Origin of the sequence: Streptomyces misionensis (assembly GCF_900104815.1) — a bacterium.
Classification (GTDB): domain Bacteria; phylum Actinomycetota; class Actinomycetes; order Streptomycetales; family Streptomycetaceae; genus Streptomyces; species Streptomyces misionensis.
The window spans coordinates 6794078-6809017 of record NZ_FNTD01000004.1; the positions used below are offsets into that span (position 1 = coordinate 6794078).

Annotated in this window: 16 protein-coding genes; 10 read left to right on the plus strand and 6 right to left on the minus strand. The window is 72.2% G+C overall.

What is annotated here, in order from left to right:
- The first annotated feature begins 97 nt into the window (after positions 1 to 97).
- The 3 genes from BLW85_RS32365 to BLW85_RS32375 all read left to right on the plus strand — a co-directional run bounded on the left by BLW85_RS32365 (position 98) and on the right by BLW85_RS32375 (position 2919).
- Positions 98 to 1117, plus strand: a complete 1020-nt coding sequence (locus BLW85_RS32365) for a LacI family DNA-binding transcriptional regulator (protein WP_070029620.1) — start codon at positions 98 to 100, stop codon at positions 1115 to 1117.
- A gap of 120 nt (positions 1118 to 1237) precedes the next feature.
- Positions 1238 to 1864, plus strand: a complete 627-nt coding sequence (locus tag BLW85_RS32370) for an RNA polymerase sigma factor (RefSeq protein ID WP_070029735.1) — start codon at positions 1238 to 1240, stop codon at positions 1862 to 1864.
- Complete coding sequence (locus BLW85_RS32375; RefSeq protein WP_074994592.1) at positions 1861 to 2919, plus strand: CU044_5270 family protein; 1059 nt, start codon at positions 1861 to 1863, stop codon at positions 2917 to 2919. Before BLW85_RS32370 ends, BLW85_RS32375 begins: the two co-directional genes overlap by 4 nt.
- A gap of 74 nt (positions 2920 to 2993) precedes the next feature.
- Here the strand turns inward: BLW85_RS32375 and BLW85_RS32380 are convergent, their stop codons facing one another.
- The 3 genes from BLW85_RS32380 to BLW85_RS32390 are packed head-to-tail and all read right to left on the minus strand — an operon-like array spanning position 2994 to position 6162.
- The gene (locus BLW85_RS32380; protein ID WP_074994594.1) at positions 2994 to 3881 is read right to left on the minus strand and encodes a carbohydrate ABC transporter permease; all 888 of its coding nucleotides are present in this window, start codon (positions 3879 to 3881) and stop codon (positions 2994 to 2996) included.
- Positions 3878 to 4840, minus strand: coding sequence for a carbohydrate ABC transporter permease (locus BLW85_RS32385; protein WP_070029623.1), 963 nt, complete (start codon positions 4838 to 4840; stop codon positions 3878 to 3880). The genes BLW85_RS32380 and BLW85_RS32385 overlap by 4 nt, the downstream gene beginning before the upstream one ends.
- 8 nt (positions 4841 to 4848) lie before the next feature.
- Positions 4849 to 6162: an ABC transporter substrate-binding protein gene (locus BLW85_RS32390; RefSeq protein ID WP_070029624.1), complete on the minus strand. Its 1314-nt coding sequence runs from the start codon at positions 6160 to 6162 to the stop codon at positions 4849 to 4851.
- A gap of 346 nt (positions 6163 to 6508) precedes the next feature.
- Between BLW85_RS32390 and BLW85_RS32395 the strand changes: the two genes are divergently transcribed.
- The 6 genes from BLW85_RS32395 (at position 6509) to BLW85_RS32420 (ending at position 11137) form a co-directional block, all read left to right on the plus strand.
- Entirely contained in the window at positions 6509 to 7528 is a 1020-nt protein-coding gene (locus BLW85_RS32395; protein WP_074994597.1) for a substrate-binding domain-containing protein, read from the plus strand.
- Entirely contained in the window at positions 7525 to 8589 is a 1065-nt protein-coding gene (locus tag BLW85_RS32400; RefSeq protein ID WP_074994599.1) for an ABC transporter permease, read from the plus strand. Before BLW85_RS32395 ends, BLW85_RS32400 begins: the two co-directional genes overlap by 4 nt.
- A 3-nt stretch (positions 8590 to 8592) precedes the next feature.
- Positions 8593 to 9492 (plus strand): ATP-binding cassette domain-containing protein, encoded by a 900-nt coding sequence (locus BLW85_RS32405; protein WP_074994602.1) that lies wholly within the window; start codon positions 8593 to 8595, stop codon positions 9490 to 9492.
- Positions 9493 to 9494: 2 nt separating this feature from the next.
- On the plus strand, positions 9495 to 10397 hold the full coding sequence (locus BLW85_RS32410; RefSeq protein WP_070029628.1) for a sugar phosphate isomerase/epimerase family protein: 903 nt from the start codon (positions 9495 to 9497) through the stop codon (positions 10395 to 10397).
- A complete protein-coding gene (locus BLW85_RS32415) occupies positions 10394 to 10822 on the plus strand; it encodes a nucleotidyltransferase domain-containing protein (protein WP_074996286.1) in 429 nt (142 codons plus the stop codon). Before BLW85_RS32410 ends, BLW85_RS32415 begins: the two co-directional genes overlap by 4 nt.
- A gap of 123 nt (positions 10823 to 10945) precedes the next feature.
- Positions 10946 to 11137: a hypothetical protein gene (locus tag BLW85_RS32420; protein WP_070029629.1), complete on the plus strand. Its 192-nt coding sequence runs from the start codon at positions 10946 to 10948 to the stop codon at positions 11135 to 11137.
- A gap of 40 nt (positions 11138 to 11177) precedes the next feature.
- Here BLW85_RS32420 and BLW85_RS32425 read toward each other — a convergent pair whose 3' ends face one another.
- Both BLW85_RS32425 and BLW85_RS32430 read right to left on the minus strand, forming a co-directional pair.
- On the minus strand, positions 11178 to 12182 hold the full coding sequence (locus tag BLW85_RS32425) for a Gfo/Idh/MocA family protein (protein WP_074994605.1): 1005 nt from the start codon (positions 12180 to 12182) through the stop codon (positions 11178 to 11180).
- Between the two features lie 49 nt (positions 12183 to 12231).
- Positions 12232 to 13383, minus strand: a complete 1152-nt coding sequence (locus BLW85_RS32430) for a Gfo/Idh/MocA family protein (RefSeq protein ID WP_074994607.1) — start codon at positions 13381 to 13383, stop codon at positions 12232 to 12234.
- Positions 13384 to 13512: 129 nt separating this feature from the next.
- Between BLW85_RS32430 and BLW85_RS32435 the strand changes: the two genes are divergently transcribed.
- Complete coding sequence (locus BLW85_RS32435; RefSeq protein WP_074994610.1) at positions 13513 to 14550, plus strand: LacI family DNA-binding transcriptional regulator; 1038 nt, start codon at positions 13513 to 13515, stop codon at positions 14548 to 14550.
- On the opposite strand, the gene BLW85_RS32440 is transcribed toward BLW85_RS32435, so the two are convergent.
- The gene (locus BLW85_RS32440; RefSeq protein WP_074994613.1) at positions 14540 to 14884 is read right to left on the minus strand and encodes a cupin domain-containing protein; all 345 of its coding nucleotides are present in this window, start codon (positions 14882 to 14884) and stop codon (positions 14540 to 14542) included. The two genes, BLW85_RS32435 and BLW85_RS32440, sit on opposite strands and share 11 nt — an antisense overlap.
- Positions 14885 to 14940 lie beyond the last annotated feature (56 nt).

Sequence of the window (14940 nt, forward strand, 5' to 3'; positions counted from 1 at the left end):
GGCCGACGGGTTGGCGGCGGTGACGGCCCGGCCCGGCACGCCCGCGGGCCGGCAGGGGCGATTGCCTATGCTGAGGGGCGCAGGCGAGGAGGCTCGGATGGCAGCACAGGACGCGGGGCGCGTCACGATCGCGGACATCGCCCGGGAGGCGGGCGTGTCCCTGCCGACGGTCTCCCGGGTGCTCAACGGGCGCGCCGACGTGTCCCCTTCGACCCGGCGCCGGGTCGAGGAACTGCTGGCCCGGCACGGCTACCGGCGGCGCGCCGCGCCGGCCGCCGGCCGGGCCGAACTGATCGACCTGGTCTTCAACGACCTCGACAGCCCCTGGGCCGTGGAGATCCTGCGCGGCGTGGAGGACGTGGCGCACGCCTCGGGGCTGGGCACCGTGGTCTCCGCGGTGCACCACCGCAGCACGTCCGCCCGGCAGTGGCTGGTCAACCTGCGGGCGCGGGCCTCCGACGGCGTCATCCTGGTGACCTCGGAGCTGGCCCCCGAACTCCACGCCGAGCTGCGCCGCCTGGGCGTGCCCACGGTCATCGTCGACCCGGCCGGTGTGCCCACCTACGGCATACCGACGATCGGCGCCATGAACTGGGCCGGCGGGCGCAGCGCCGTCGAGCACCTGCTCGGCCTCGGGCACCGCCGCATAGGCGTCATCACCGGGCCCCCGACGCTGCTGTGCAGCCGGGCCCGCCTGGACGGGTACCGGGCGGCGCTGGAGTCCTCCGGCGTGCGGATCGACGACCGGCTCGTCCGGCAGGGGGACTTCTCCCACGAGGCCGGCTTCGCCTCCGGCACGGAGCTGATCGGCCTCGCCGACCCGCCGACCGCGATCTTCGCGTCCAGCGACCAGATGGCGCTCGGCGTCTACGAGGCGGCCCGGCAGCAGGGGCTGCGCATCCCGGACGACCTCAGCGTGGTCGGCTTCGACGACCTGCCGCAGGTCCAGTGGTCCCCGCCGCCGCTCACCACCGTCCGCCAGCCGCTCGACGAGATGGGCCAGGTCGCCGCGCGCACGCTGCTGCGGCTGATCCAGGGGGAGACCCTGGAGAGCCCGCACATCGAACTCGCCACCCAGCTGGTGGTCCGCAGCAGCACCGGTCCCGCGCCCCGCTGACCCACGGCTCGGCCCGACGCCCGTCGTGTCCGCGCGAACCGGCGCCGCGTGCGCGTCACCCGGACCCGCGGTGTGACGCAGCGCACGGGAACCGCCCGGTCCGTGCGGAGAGAAGTGGGTGTGAACAAGTCAGACAACGACACGCGCCGCCGCGTGCGCGAGGGGGACCGCGAGGCGTTCGCCCAGCTCTACGAGGATTTCGCCCGGGCCGTGTACAACCACGCGCTGCGGCTGACCGGTGACTGGTCGACGGCCGAGGAGGTCATGTCCGAGACCTTCCTGACCGCGTGGCGCTCGCGTGACCGGGTCCAGGAGGAGGGCGGCTCGCTGCTGCCCTGGCTGCTGGGCATCGCCACCCACAAGGCGGACAACGCGCGCCGTGGCGCCCGGCGGCGGCAGCTGTTCCTGGCGCGCCAGTCCCCGGGCGCGGTGGAGGACTTCGCCGCCCGGACGGCCGGGCGGATCGACGACGCGCGCCGGCTGCACGCCGTCCAGGCCGCGCTGGGCAGGCTGCGGCGGCCGGAACGGGAGGTGCTGGTCCTGTGCGTGTGGTCGGGCCTGGACTACCAGGAGACGGCCGAGGCGCTGGGCATCCCGGTCGGCACGGTGCGGTCCCGGCTGTCGCGCGCCCGCAAGAAGCTCGCCCGGCTCGCCGACGAAAGCGGCCGGGAACCACGCGTCCGCCGCGGAGAGACAACCAGTGCGGCCGCGCTCGCGGCCCTGCCCGTGCGGGAGGAACTCACATGACCGACGGCACCGCTGCCCGGAACCGGCCCGACGACCGCGACGAGATCGCCCGTCTGCTGCCGGCCCCGGCCGACCGGGACCTCACGCGCGAGCAGCACCTACGGCACAAGGAACTGCTCATGCAGCACATCGACCACGACCGCGCCGCGTCCACCGCGGCCGCCGGGCCCGCCGGGCGCACCCCGCGGCGCAGGCCCGTACTCGTCGCGTCGGCGACCGCGCTGGCCCTGGCCGGCGCGCTGACCGCGGGCATCGCCATGACCGGCACCGACGGGCGGACCCACGGCGGTACCACGACGGCGGTCGCGGACACGCGGCCCGCCGCGGCCCTGCTGCACCGGATCTCCGCCGCCGCGGCACGGCACGACACGCTCACCGTGCGGGACGACCAGTTCGTGTACACCCGGGAGAAGATCCGCGAGGCCGACGTGACCAGCGGCAAGGCCGTCGTCGGCCCGCTGAAGGACGACGAGACGTGGCTGGCGCAGGAGCCCGGACCGCTGCACAGGCTCGGACTGTCCCGGGTCGACGGCGAGACCCTGCCCCTCAACGCCGAACTGGGCGACACCGAAGGCACCCCGGCCGGCTTCGGCCGCCCCACCTACCACTGGCTCGGCTCGCTGCCCACCGACCCCGGACGGCTGCTCGACTACCTGTACGCCAAGACGCCCGAGGTCGAGCGACGCCAGCGCGACCAGGCGGTCTTCGAGCAGATCGGCAGCCTGCTCGGCGGGATGATGCCGCCCCGCACGGCCGCCGCCCTCTACCGGGCCGCCGCCGAGATCCCCGGCGTCCGCCGAACCTCCGAGGCACGCGACGTGATCGGCCGGCAGGGCCTCGGCATCGTCCGCGACGACACGCGCTACGGCGTACGCACCGAGTGGGTCTTCGACCCGAAGGACTACTCCTTCCTCGGCGCCCGCACCTTCTTGATCAGGGACACGTCGTACGGGAAGGCCGGCACCCTGCTGTCCGGCACGGCCGAACTGGCCCACGCCGTCGTCGACAAGGCGGGCCTCAGGCCCGCCGAGGCGGACGGTACGCGGACCGCCTGACGACCGGCCGCCGACGCCCCCCGCCCCGGCCGGGGCGGGGGAGCGCGCGGAGAGCGGACCTCCGGGCCCGGCGGTCACCCCTTGTTCGAGCCGAGCGTCAGCCCGCTGACGAACTGCCGCTGGAGCGCGAAGTACACGGCCAGGGTCGGGATCGCGGTCAGCAGGGAGCCGGCGGCGACCAGGTTCGGATCGGTGAAGTACTGGCCGGAGAGGTTGTTCAGGGCCGAGGTGACCGGCATGTTCGCGCCGGTCGAGATCAGTACGAGGGCCCAGAAGAAGTCGTTGTAGATCCAGATGGACAGCAGGGTCGCGAGCGCCGCCATCGCGGGTTTGCACAGCGGCAGCGTGATCTGCCAGTACAGCCGCCACACGGAGGCCCCGTCGACCAGCGCGGCCTCGGTCAGCTCGTGCGGCAGCGAGCGCATGTAGTTGCTCAGCACGAAGGCGCAGAACCCCGACTGGAACGCCACGTGGATCAGCACGAGGCCGAGCGCCGAGTCGTACAGCTTGCCGCTCGCGGTGATGCCCGGCAGGTTTGTCAGCAGGTACAGCCGGTACAGCGGGGTGATGATCACCTGCTGCGGCAGGAGGTTGCCGGCCGTGAAGACCAGCAGCAGGGCGAGGTTGAGCCGGAAGTCGAAGCGGCTGACGTAGAAGGCCACGCAGGAGGACAGGAACAGCGTGAGCAGCACGGCCGGTACGGCGATCACCAGGGTGTTGCCGAAGTAGTGCAGCATGTCCGACTGCCGGAAGGCGTTGGTGAAGTTCTCGAAGGTCAGCCGGTCCGGCCAGGACACATAGCCCTTGGCGCTGGTCTCGGCGTAGGGCCGCAGCGCCGAGAAGACGGCCCACAGCAGCGGTGCCAGCCACGCCAGCGCCGTGCCGGCGAGGAAGACGTGCAGCACCACCCGGGCCGGGCGGACGGGGGCGCGGCGCCCCTGCGGGAGGGTGGAGGCGCTCATGCCCGGCGCTCCTTGCGGAAGGTGGCGATCAGATACGGGATGATCACGGCGAGGGAGACGACCAGCAGGACGACGGCGATCGCGGAGCCGTACCCGATGCGGCTGGACTCGCCGATGATGTTGTCGGTCACCAGGATCGACAGCAACTCGGTGCCCTGCGCGCCCTTGTTGAAGACGAAGACCAGGTCGAAGGCGCGCAGCGACTCGATGATGGTGACGACGAGGACGACCGTGTTGGTCGGCCGCAGGGTGGGGAAGACGACGTTCCTGAACGCCTGCCACTCGTTCGCGCCGTCCAGCGCGGCGGCCTCGCGCAGCGACGGGTCGACGCTCTTCAGCCCGGCCAGGTACAGGATCATCATGTAGCCGGTGTGCCGCCAGGACGCGGCGATCAGGACGGCCCACAGATTCAGGTGCGGGTCGCCGATCCAGTCGATGTAGTGGCCGGGCTTGTTCGCCCCGATGATGCTGTTGATCAGCCCGGTGTCGGGGTTGTAGACCAGCTGCCAGACGAAACCGATGCACGCCATGGAGATGACGACCGGCAGGAAGAACGCGGTCTGGTAGACGCGGCTGAACCGGATCCGCTTGTCCAGCTGCACGGCGAGGAACAGGCCGAGCGGTGTGGGGATCAGGATGAGGACGGCGAACCAGACGACGTTGTGCTCGACGGCCGGCCAGAACTGCGGATTGTCCGCGAAGAGTTGGCGGAAGTTGTCCAGGCCCACCCAGCTGATCGAGTCGAACCCGATGCCGTCCCAGGTGGTGAAGGCGAGGGCGATGGAGGCGAGCGCGGTGACCCAGACGAGGGCCACGTGCAGCACGGTGGGCACGCCCGCCATCAGGGCCAGGACGAGCCGGTCCCGGCGGGTCAACAACTGCCGCTTCCCCCTCGTGCGGCTCGCGCGCGGGGTGCCGGGAGGCGGCGCGGTGGCCGCCTGCGGCGGCTTCCTCGTCATGGGGGCGCTCACGAGGACGCGAAGATCGTCTTCTTCTGGCGCTCGATGGACGCCAGCAGGCCGTCCACGCCCTTGGGATTCTGCAGGAACTTCTGCAGTCCTGGCTGCATCACCGTGGAGGTGAAGTCGGGCCGGGAGTCGCGGTCCATGAACTGGGTGAGGTTCTTGGCGCCGCTGATCATCGCGAACGCCTTCTTCTGCAACGGCGAGTAGGCGGACGTGTCGGCCTTGCCGGAGGCGGCCACCACGCTGGAGTCGGTCCTGAGGTACAGCTCTTCGGCGGCCGGGGTGCCGAGGTACTCCAGCAGTTTCACCACGCCCGCGTGGTTCTTCGGGGACCTGCTCACCATGAAGCCGTCGGTGGGTGCCTCCACCGTCTCCAGGCCGTGCGCGGGGTCGATCTGCGGGAACGGGAAGAAGTCCAGGTCGTCCAGGGCGGTCTTGTCGGTGAACTGCTGGGCCACGAAGGAGCCGAGGAGGTACATGCCGGCCTTCCGGGCGGCCAGCGACTGGGCCGCGTCCTGCCACGTACGGCCCATGAAGCCGTCCTGGTGGTAGGGGAGCAGCTCGGCCCAGTGGTCGAAGACGGCCCTGACCCTCGGGTCGGTCCAGGACGCCTTGCCCGCCATCAGCCGCACGTGGAAGTCGTAGCCGTTGAGCCGGAAGTCGATCTGGTCGAAGGTGCCCATCGCGGGCCAGGCGTCCTTGTCCCCGAAGGCGATCGGGACGAGGCCGTCCTTCTTCATCCGCTTGCACAGGGCGACGAACTGGTCCCAGGTGGCGGGGATCTCGTACCCGTACCGGCTGAAGACGCTTCTTCGGTAGAAGACCGCCCATGGATAGGTGGTCATCGGCACGAAGTAGTACGTGCCGTCCTCGCCCTTGCTCAGCTTCTTCATGGCGTCGGGGAAGTTGTCCCCGATGCGCGCCCACACGTCGTCGATCGGCGCGGCCAGTTTCTTCGCGGCGAAGAACTGCATGCGGTACCCGGCGAACCAGTTGAACACGTCGTCGGGGGTGCCCTGGAGGTAGGAGTTGATCTGCTCCTGGAAGGTGTTGTGGTCCTTGGTGTTCACCCGGACGGTGATCCCGGACTGCTTCCGGAAGGCCGCGTAGACGCTTTCGAAGGCCTTCTTCGGCACGGCGTCGGAGGCGTTGGAGCCGACGGTGACCGTCTTCGGGTCGGCGGCGGAACCGCTGCCGCCGCAGGCGGCGAGCAGCGGGGTGCCGGCCCCGGCGAGCAGTGCGGCGGAGCCCGCACCGCGCAGCAGGGAGCGACGGCTGGGAGACGGGACGGACGGACCGGGGTGGGACGGACGCATGGCGGCTCCCGAGGGATACAGGGTTCGGCCACGGGGGTGAGTCGATCGCCGCGGACTTGTCGAAACCGCTCATAAACCAACTCGACCGAACAGTGTGGCCGTCATCACAGCCTCGGGGGTGCGTGGGCGTCAAGAGGTGGGCGCACAACGGGAGTTGTCTTGCCCGAAACGTGACCGCCGCCGTGTGCCGCTCGCGGCTCCCGCGGTGCGGTTGTCCTTACATCCGGACTTACTGGTGAACCTATGTCTGGACAAACTCTTGACAGGGGGTCCGGCAAGGACTTGGATCGCCTCCCGACGCAACAGCGCCCTTTCCCGTCGCACGCACAGCGAGGTGCAAGCAACGATGGACCGCTCTTCCCGTCCGGGCCCCCACAGGCTGGTTCCGCTGGTGGCCGTGGCCGCCGCGGCGGCGCTGGCCCTCACCGGCTGCTCCAGCGGCCACGGTGGCAAGAAGGCCGAACAGGCCGCCGCGAACACCTCCGCGGGCAAGGCGAACACCCCCCGGATGACCGTCGCCCTGGTCACGCACCAGGCGCCCGGCGACACCTTCTGGGACACCGTGCGCAAGGGCGCCGAGGCCGCGGCGGCCAAGGACAACATCAAGCTCGTCTACTCGGCCGACCCGAACGCGGGCAACCAGGCGAACCTGGTCCAGAACGCGGTCGACCAGAAGGTCGACGGCATCGCCGTCACCCTGGCCAAGCCCGACGCGATGAAGAGCGTGCTCGGCAGGGCGGAGCGCGCCGGCATACCGGTGGTGGGCCTCAACTCCGGGCTCGCGGACTGGCGCAAGCTCGGGCTGACGGAGTTCTTCGGGCAGGACGAGAGCGTGGCCGGCGAGGCGTTCGGCGACAAGCTGAACACCACGGGTGCCAAGAAGGTCGTCTGCGTGATCCACGAGCAGGGCAACGTGGGCCTCACCCAGCGCTGCGACGGGGTGAGGAAGACCTTCAAGGGCACCACCGAGACGCTGTACGTCAACGGCACCGACATGCCCTCCGTGCGGGCCACCATCACGGCGAAACTGAAGCAGGACACCGCCATCGACACCGTCGTCACCCTCGGCGCCCCGTTCGCCGCGACCGCGGCGCAGTCGGTCGGCGACGCAGGCGGCAAGGCGAAGGTCGCGACGTTCGACCTCAACAAAGACCTGGTCAAGGCCGTGCAGAACGGCAGCGTCGAGTTCGCCGTCGACCAGCAGCCCTATCTCCAGGGCTATCTGGCGGTCGACTCGCTCTGGCTCTACAAGTACAACGGCAACTACAGCGGCGGCGGCGTCCAGCCGGTCCTCACCGGCCCGGCGTTCGTCGACAGGTCCAACGTGGACAAGATCGCCGGGTTCGCCGCGAAGGGGACGCGGTGACGGGCCCGGGGACCGTCGGCGCACCGCCGGCACCCGGCCCCCGGGCGGCGGACGGCCGCACCGCACGCCGCCCGCCGGCGCTGCGGCTGCTGGCCCGGCCCGAGGTGGGCGTCTTCCTCGGCGCCGCCGCCATCCTGGTCTTCTTCCTGATCGCCGCGCCGTCGGTCCGCCAGGGCGGCTCGATGGCCACGGTCCTCTACCAGTCCTCCACCATCGGCATCATGGCACTGCCGGTCGCCCTGCTGATGATCGGCGGCGAGTTCGACCTGTCGTCCGGCGTCGCCGTGATCACCTCGGCGCTCACCACGAGCATGCTCTGCTACCAGCTGACCCTGAACCTGTGGACCGGGGTGATCGCCGCCCTGGTCCTCTCGCTCGCCGTCGGCGCCTTCAACGGCTGGATGGTGGTCAGGACCGGGCTGCCCAGCTTCCTGGTCACCCTCGGCACCTTCCTGATCCTCCAGGGCGTGAACCTCGCCGTCACCAAGCTGGTCACCGGCAACGTCGCCACCGACGACATCAGCGACATGGACGGCTTCGGCCAGGCGAAGAAGATCTTCGCGTCCTCCTTCGACGTCGGCGGCGTCCAGGTGAAGATCACCGTGGTGTGGTGGCTGGTCTACGCCGCGCTCGCCACCTGGGTGCTGCTGCGCACCAAGTACGGCAACTGGGTCTTCGCCGTCGGCGGCGACCAGGACAGCGCCCGCGCGGTCGGCGTCCCGGTGCGGTTCACCAAGATCACCCTGTTCATGCTGGTCGGCTTCGGCGCCTGGTTCACCGGCATGCACAACCTGTTCTCCTTCAACACCGTGCAGTCCGGCGAGGGCGTCGGCAACGAGCTGATCTACATCGCCGCCGCCGTCATCGGCGGCTGCCTGCTCACCGGCGGCTACGGCTCCGCGATCGGCCCGCTCTTCGGCGCCTTCATGTTCGGCATGGTCAACCAGGGCATCGTCTACGCCGGCTGGAACCCCGACTGGTTCAAGGCCTTCCTCGGCGTGATGCTGCTCGGCGCCGTCCTGATCAATCTGTGGGTCCGGCGCACGGCGACGCGGAGGTAACCGATGAACGACAACGCGGCCGGCACCCACGGCGCCGTCCTGCCCGACGCCCCCGCCGGGGACGCGCCCCTGGTCGAACTGCGCGGGGCGGGGAAGTCGTACGGCAACGTCCGCGCCCTGCACGGCGTCGACCTCACGGTACGGGCCGGCCGGGTCACCTGCGTGCTCGGCGACAACGGCGCCGGCAAGTCCACTCTCATCAAGATCATCTCCGGGCTGCACCGGCACACCGAGGGCGACTTCCTGGTCGACGGCCGCCCGGTGCGCTTCGGCACCCCGCGCGAGGCCCTGGACCGGGGCATCGCGGCGGTCTACCAGGACCTGGCGACCGTGCCCCTGATGCCGGTGTGGCGCAACTTCTTCCTCGGCTCCGAACTGACCAAGGGCCCCTGGCCGCTGCGCCGGCTGGACATCGCCCGCATGAAGGAGACCGCCGACCGGGAACTGCGCCGCATGGGCATCGTCCTGGACGACCTGGAACAGCCCATCGGCACCCTCTCCGGCGGCCAGCGCCAGTGCGTGGCCATCGCCCGCGCCGTCCACTTCGGCGCCCGGGTCCTCATCCTGGACGAGCCGACCGCCGCCCTCGGAGTCAAGCAGTCCGGGGTGGTGCTGAAGTACATCGCCGCCGCCCGCGAGCGCGGCCTCGGCGTCGTCCTCATCACCCACAACCCCCACCACGCCTATCTGGTCGGCGACCACTTCGGCGTGCTGCGCCTCGGCACCCTGGAACTGTCCGCCGACCGCGGCGAGATCACCCTCGAAGAGCTGACCGACCACATGGCGGGCGGGGCCGAACTGGCCGCCCTCAAGCACGAGTTGGCACAGGTACGCGACGTGGGGACCGACGGGCCCCCCGAACGGCCGGACCCCGCCGACACCTCCCCCGAAGGGAACCCCTGACCATGCCCCACGTCCTCGACCGCATCCGGGTCGGCTCCGCCCCCGACTCCTGGGGCGTCTGGTTCCCGGACGACCCCCGGCAGGTGCCCTGGGACCGCTTCCTGGACGAGGTCGCCGAGGCCGGGTACGAGTGGATCGAACTCGGCCCCTACGGCTATCTGCCCACCGACCCCGCCCGGCTCGCCGAGGAGGTGGACCGCCGGGGCCTGAAGGTCTCCGCGGGCACCGTCTTCACCGGACTGCACCGCGGCCCCGGTGTCTGGGCCGACACCTGGGCGCACGTCGGCCGGGTCGCCGCCCTCACCCGGGCGATGGGCGCCCGGCACCTGGTGGTGATCCCGTCCTTCTGGCGGGACGACAAGACCGCCGAGATCCTGGAGCCGCCCGAGCTGACCGCCGAACAGTGGGGCCACCTCGCCCGGGGCATGGAGCGCCTGGGCCGCGAGGTGAAGGAGACGTACGGCCTCGACATCGTGGTCCACCCGCACGCCGACACGCACATCGACACCGAGGCGCACGTCGCGCGCTTCCTCGACGCCACCGACCCGGCGCTGGTCGGCCTCTGCCTGGACACCGGGCACTACGCTTACTGCGGCGGCGACAGCGTCCGGCTGATCGAGACCTACGGCGAGCGCCTCGGCTATCTGCACCTCAAGCAGGTCGACCCCGCGGTCCTCGCCGACGTCGTCGCCCGGGGACTGCCCTTCGGGCCCGCCGTCCAGCGCGGTGTCATGTGCGAACCGCCGCACGGCGTACCGGACCTGGGCCCCGTCCTGGAGGCGGCCCAGAAGCTGGGCGTGGACCTGTTCGCCATCGTGGAGCAGGACATGTACCCCTGCGAACCGGACCGGCCCCTGCCGATCGCGGAACGGACCCGGCGCTTCCTGCGGTCGTGCGGGGCATGAACGTCACACCCCAGCGCCTCGCGGAGGCAGGTGACTTCCTCGACCGCGTCACCCGGTGGGCCGCACGCCGCGAGGACATCGCCGGCCTGCTCCTGGTCGGCTCCTACGCCCGCGGTGCCGCACGCCCCGACTCGGACGTCGACCTCGTCCTGCTGACGACGGACCCCGCGTACTACTTCGCCGACGCCTGGGCCGGGGAACTCGCCCTCGGCGACGCCGTGCGCACCCGGGCCTGGGGCCCGGTCACCGAACGCCGCTACGCCCTGCCCTCCGGCCTGGAGATCGAGTTCGGCATCGGCACCCCCGACTGGGCGCGGACCGACCCCGTCGACCCCGGCACCCGCCGCGTCGTCACCGACGGCGCCCGTGTGCTGCACGACCCCGGGGGCGTCCTCGCCGCGCTGCTCGCGAGCTGCCGTCCGTGAGCCCCGCGCGGGGTTCCTGCGCAACCACGACGGATTCACCCCCGGCGCGGCCGGGAACCAAGTCGGGGCACGCGGGCGTTGGAGAAGGAGACGGGGGAGGCCCGCGCAGACGGGAGGACGAGGATGACACACCGCACGGAACCCCGGCAGACGGCACAGGACACCGCGGACGCGGCCCTGCGCCGGGACCGCTTCGGCAAGCTGCCCGAGCGGATACGCCCCGAGGACACGGTCGAGACCAGGCCGGCGACCCTGCCGGACCCGGCCCGGGACCGCTATCACGCGGACGAGTGGCTGGTGCGGTACTGCGGCTGACGAACGCCCCGGTACCGCGACCGGCCCCCGGCGCGCGGCGTCAGGCCTGCCGCACCTCCGCCAACCGCACCGGGCGGTGCTCGCGGCGCGAGAGCGTGCAGGCCTCCGCGATCCAGCCCGCCTCCAGCGCGTCCTCGACGGTGCACGGCGACGGCCGCTCACCCGCCACCACCTCCGTGAACGCGGCCAGTTCGGCCCGGTAGGCGGCGGCGAAGCGGTCCATGAAGAAGTCGTGCGGGGGACCGGCCGGAAAGCTCACCCCGGCTTCGGCCGAGCGCAGCGGCAGCTTGTCGTCCAGACCGACCGCGAGGGCGTCGGTGAAGCCGTGCAGCTCCATCCGCACGTCGTAACCCCGGCCGTTGTGACGGGAGTTGGAGACCACCGCGAGCGTGCCGTCGTCCAGGGTGAGGAGCGCGCCGGTGGTGTCGGCGTCACCGGCCTCGCCGATGTAGCCGGCCCCCCGGTTGCCGCCGACCGCGTACACCTCGGCCACCTCGCGGCCCGTGACCCATCGGATGACGTCGAAGTCGTGCACGGAACAGTCCCGGAAGATCCCGCCGGAGGCGGCGATGTACGCGGCCGGCGGCGGCGCCGGGTCCAGCGTCGTGCAGCGCACGGTGTGCAGCGGGCCCAGCTCGCCCGCCCGCACGGCCTCCCGCGCGGCGGCGAAACCCGCGTCGAAGCGGCGGTTGAAACCGATCTGGACCGGCACCGTACCGTCGCGCACCGCGTCGCGCACCGCCATGCCCTCCGCCATGGTGCGGGCCACCGGCTTCTCGCAGAACACCGGGACACCGGCCTCGACACCCGCCCGGATCAGCGCCGGATGGGCGTCGGTGGCCGCCGCCACGACCAGCCCGTCCACCCCGGCGGCCAGCAGCGCCTCGGGCGAGTCGGCGATCTCGGCCCCGAACCGTTCGGCGGCGGCCTTGGCGGCGTCCGCCAACGGATCGGCGACCACCAGCGAGGTGACGACGTCGAGCGCGCAGAGGGTTTCGGCGTGGAAGGCGCCGATGCGGCCGAGGCCGAGGATTCCGATACGCATGGGTTGCCACTCCTGACTGATCGGGAAGGTTCCGGTCGGGCGAACGCGCCTACGGGCGCACCCACGTGCCGCTCTCGGCGGACTGCGCCATCGCGTCCAGTACGGCCGCGGCGCGCACCGCGTCGGCGAGCGTCGCGCCGTACGGCGTGCCCTCGGCGATGGAGCGCACGAACCGGTAGGCCTCGATGACCTTGAGGTCGTCGTACCCCATCGGGTTGGCCGCGCCCGGCTGGAACGCGGCGAACTCCCCGGCGCCCGGGCCGACGTGGACGGTGCTCATCGGCTGGTCCTGGTAGCTCGTGCCCCGGCCGACCGCGAACTCGTTCATCCTCCGAAAGTCCCAGGACACCGCCCCCCGGGTGCCGTGCACCTCGAAGCCGTAGCCGTTCTGCTCGCCGACCGAGACCCGGCAGGCCTCCAGCACGCCCCGGGCGCCGGAGGCGAAGCGCAGCAGAGCGCCGACGTAGTCCTCGTTCTCCACCGGCCCCCGCGCCCCGCCGGCGGCGCGGGCGTGACCGGCGGTGGCGCCGGCGGGGCGGGCGCGCTCCGGCACGAAGACCGCGGTGTCGGCGGTCAGCGCGGTGATCTCGCCGAGCAGGAAGCGGGCCAGGTCGGCGCCGTGCGAGGCCAGGTCGCCGAGCACTCCGCGGCCGCCGCGCCGCCGCTCGTAACGCCAGGTCAGGGCGGAGTCCGGGTGGGCGGCGTAATCGCTGAACAGCCGGATGCGCGCATGGGTGACGGTGCCGATCTCGCCGGTGGCGATCAGCTCGCGGGCGGCCTCGACGGCGGGCGCGTTGCGGTAGTTGAAGCCGACCGCGCCCTGCACCCCGGCCTCGCCGGCCGCGTCCGCGACCGCGCGGGCGTCCTCGGCGGTCAGCCCCACCGGCTTCTCGATCCAGAGGTGCTTGCCGGCCTCGGCCATCGCCACACCGATCTCTCGGTGCAGGAAGTTCGGCGCGGTGACGCTGACCGCCCGCACCCGGGGATCGGCGGCCACCTCCCGCCAGTCGCGGGTCGCGGCGGCGAACCCGTACCGCTCGGCGGCCTCCTCGGCCCGCCCCGGCACCTCGTCGGCGACCGTGATCAGCCGGGGCCGCAGCGGGAGCCGCGGATAGTGGTGGGGGAGACGGGCGTACGCCTGGGTGTGCACCCGGCCCATCCAGCCGAACCCGACGACGGCGACACCCAGTTCATCCACCATGGCAGCCTCTCTCCGGGCACCGGCCCGCGCTTGGACCGGTCCATCTCCCTGCCGGGACACCTTTGTTCGGACATGGCGGAGCTGTCAACCCTTTGACAGCGGGACTCACCCCATGGAACGGTCCACCCCATGAGACCGCCGACCATCCGCGACGTGGCCGAGCGGGCCGGGGTGTCGAAATCGCTGGTCTCGCTGGTGCTGCGGGACTCGGGCCCGGTGCGCCCGGAGAAGCGGGAGGCCGTGCTGCGGGCCGTGCGCGAACTGGGCTACCGGCCCAACGCGGCCGCCCGCAGCCTCAGCGAACAGCGCACCCGCACCATCGGCGTCCTCCTGGACGACCTGCGCAACCCCTGGTTCGTGGATCTGCTCGACGGCCTCAACCCGCCGCTGCACGCGGCCGGGCTGCGCATGCTGCTCGCCGACGCCCGCCTCAACCGGCGGCTCGGCCACGACCTCGCCGAACCCTTCCTGGACCTCGGCGTGGACGGCCTGGTGGTGGTCGGCACGGTCCCGGACGCGGGCGCCCTCGGCGCGCTCGCGCACCGGATGCCGGTCGTGGTGGCGGGCGCCCGGGAACCGCAGCCGGACCGGGTGGACGTGATCGCCGGGGACGACGAGCGCGGCGCCCGCCTGGCCACCGAACACCTGCTCGACCTCGGTCACCGCAGGATCGCGCACCTCGCGGGCCGCGGCGCCGTCGGCGAGCTGCGCCGGCGCGGCTTCGAGGCGGCGATGCGGGCCCGGGGCGCCGAGCCGCTGGTCGAGCCCGGCGACCTCACGGAGGAGGGCGGCTACCGGGGCGCCGTACGGCTGCTCCGCAGCCCGCGGCGCCCCACCGCACTGTTCGCCGTCAACGACATGGCCTCGGTCGGCGCCCTCTCGGCCGCCGAGGAACTGGGCCTGAAGGTCCCGCGCGACCTCTCCGTGGCCGGCTACGACAACACCAGCATCTCCCGGCTGCGGCACGTCCGGCTGACCACCGTGGACACCGCCCCGCACGAGGTCGGCCGCCGGGCCGCCCACTGCCTCCTCGACCGCTTCGACCGGCCGGGCACTCCGGGGCGGCTCCACCTGGCGACGCCGACCCTGGAGATCCGGGGCACGACGGCCGCCCTGGCCGCCTCGGCGGGGGCTCCCCAGCGGTTGCGGGGGCTCCCTAGAGGTTGATGGCGTACGCCTTGCGCAGCGTCTCGTGCACGGTCCACGTCGTACGGTCGCCCGCGCGCAGCACCGCCATGTCGCCCGGCCCGACCCGCAGCGTCGGCCCGTCCTCGCACTCGATCGTCGCCGAACCGCTGAGCACGACGAACAGCTCGTCGGCCTCGGTGTCGGTGACCACGCCCGGGGTGATCTGCCAGATCCCGCGGATCTGCCGGCCGTCCGCCGACTCCCAGACCACCTTCCCGGTCACCTCCGGGCTCCCGGAGACGATCTGCGCGGGGTCGAGGGGCTCGGGTTCGAGGTCGGCGTCGGGGATGTGGAGCGCGAAGCTGTGCGTCATGGGCCGACCCTAGCGGGGCCCGCACGCCCGCCGCCGTCGACAGAGTGTGCGGCATC

Bases quoted from the DNA above. Each gene is read 5' to 3' on its own strand.
- BLW85_RS32365 (WP_070029620.1), top strand. From the start codon at position 98: ATGGCAGCACAGGACGCGGGGCGCGTCACGATCGCGGACATCGCCCGG.
- BLW85_RS32375 (WP_074994592.1), top strand. From the start codon at position 1,861: ATGACCGACGGCACCGCTGCCCGGAACCGGCCCGACGACCGCGACGAG.
- BLW85_RS32380 (WP_074994594.1), bottom strand. From the start codon at position 3,881: ATGAGCGCCTCCACCCTCCCGCAGGGGCGCCGCGCCCCCGTCCGCCCG.
- BLW85_RS32385 (WP_070029623.1), bottom strand. From the start codon at position 4,840: ATGACGAGGAAGCCGCCGCAGGCGGCCACCGCGCCGCCTCCCGGCACC.
- BLW85_RS32390 (WP_070029624.1), bottom strand. From the start codon at position 6,162: ATGCGTCCGTCCCACCCCGGTCCGTCCGTCCCGTCTCCCAGCCGTCGC.
- BLW85_RS32395 (WP_074994597.1), top strand. From the start codon at position 6,509: ATGGACCGCTCTTCCCGTCCGGGCCCCCACAGGCTGGTTCCGCTGGTG.
- BLW85_RS32405 (WP_074994602.1), top strand. From the start codon at position 8,593: ATGAACGACAACGCGGCCGGCACCCACGGCGCCGTCCTGCCCGACGCC.
- BLW85_RS32410 (WP_070029628.1), top strand. From the start codon at position 9,495: ATGCCCCACGTCCTCGACCGCATCCGGGTCGGCTCCGCCCCCGACTCC.
- BLW85_RS32415 (WP_074996286.1), top strand. From the start codon at position 10,394: ATGAACGTCACACCCCAGCGCCTCGCGGAGGCAGGTGACTTCCTCGAC.
- BLW85_RS32420 (WP_070029629.1), top strand. From the start codon at position 10,946: ATGACACACCGCACGGAACCCCGGCAGACGGCACAGGACACCGCGGAC.
- BLW85_RS32425 (WP_074994605.1), bottom strand. From the start codon at position 12,182: ATGCGTATCGGAATCCTCGGCCTCGGCCGCATCGGCGCCTTCCACGCC.
- BLW85_RS32430 (WP_074994607.1), bottom strand. From the start codon at position 13,383: ATGGTGGATGAACTGGGTGTCGCCGTCGTCGGGTTCGGCTGGATGGGC.
- BLW85_RS32435 (WP_074994610.1), top strand. From the start codon at position 13,513: ATGAGACCGCCGACCATCCGCGACGTGGCCGAGCGGGCCGGGGTGTCG.
- BLW85_RS32440 (WP_074994613.1), bottom strand. From the start codon at position 14,884: ATGACGCACAGCTTCGCGCTCCACATCCCCGACGCCGACCTCGAACCC.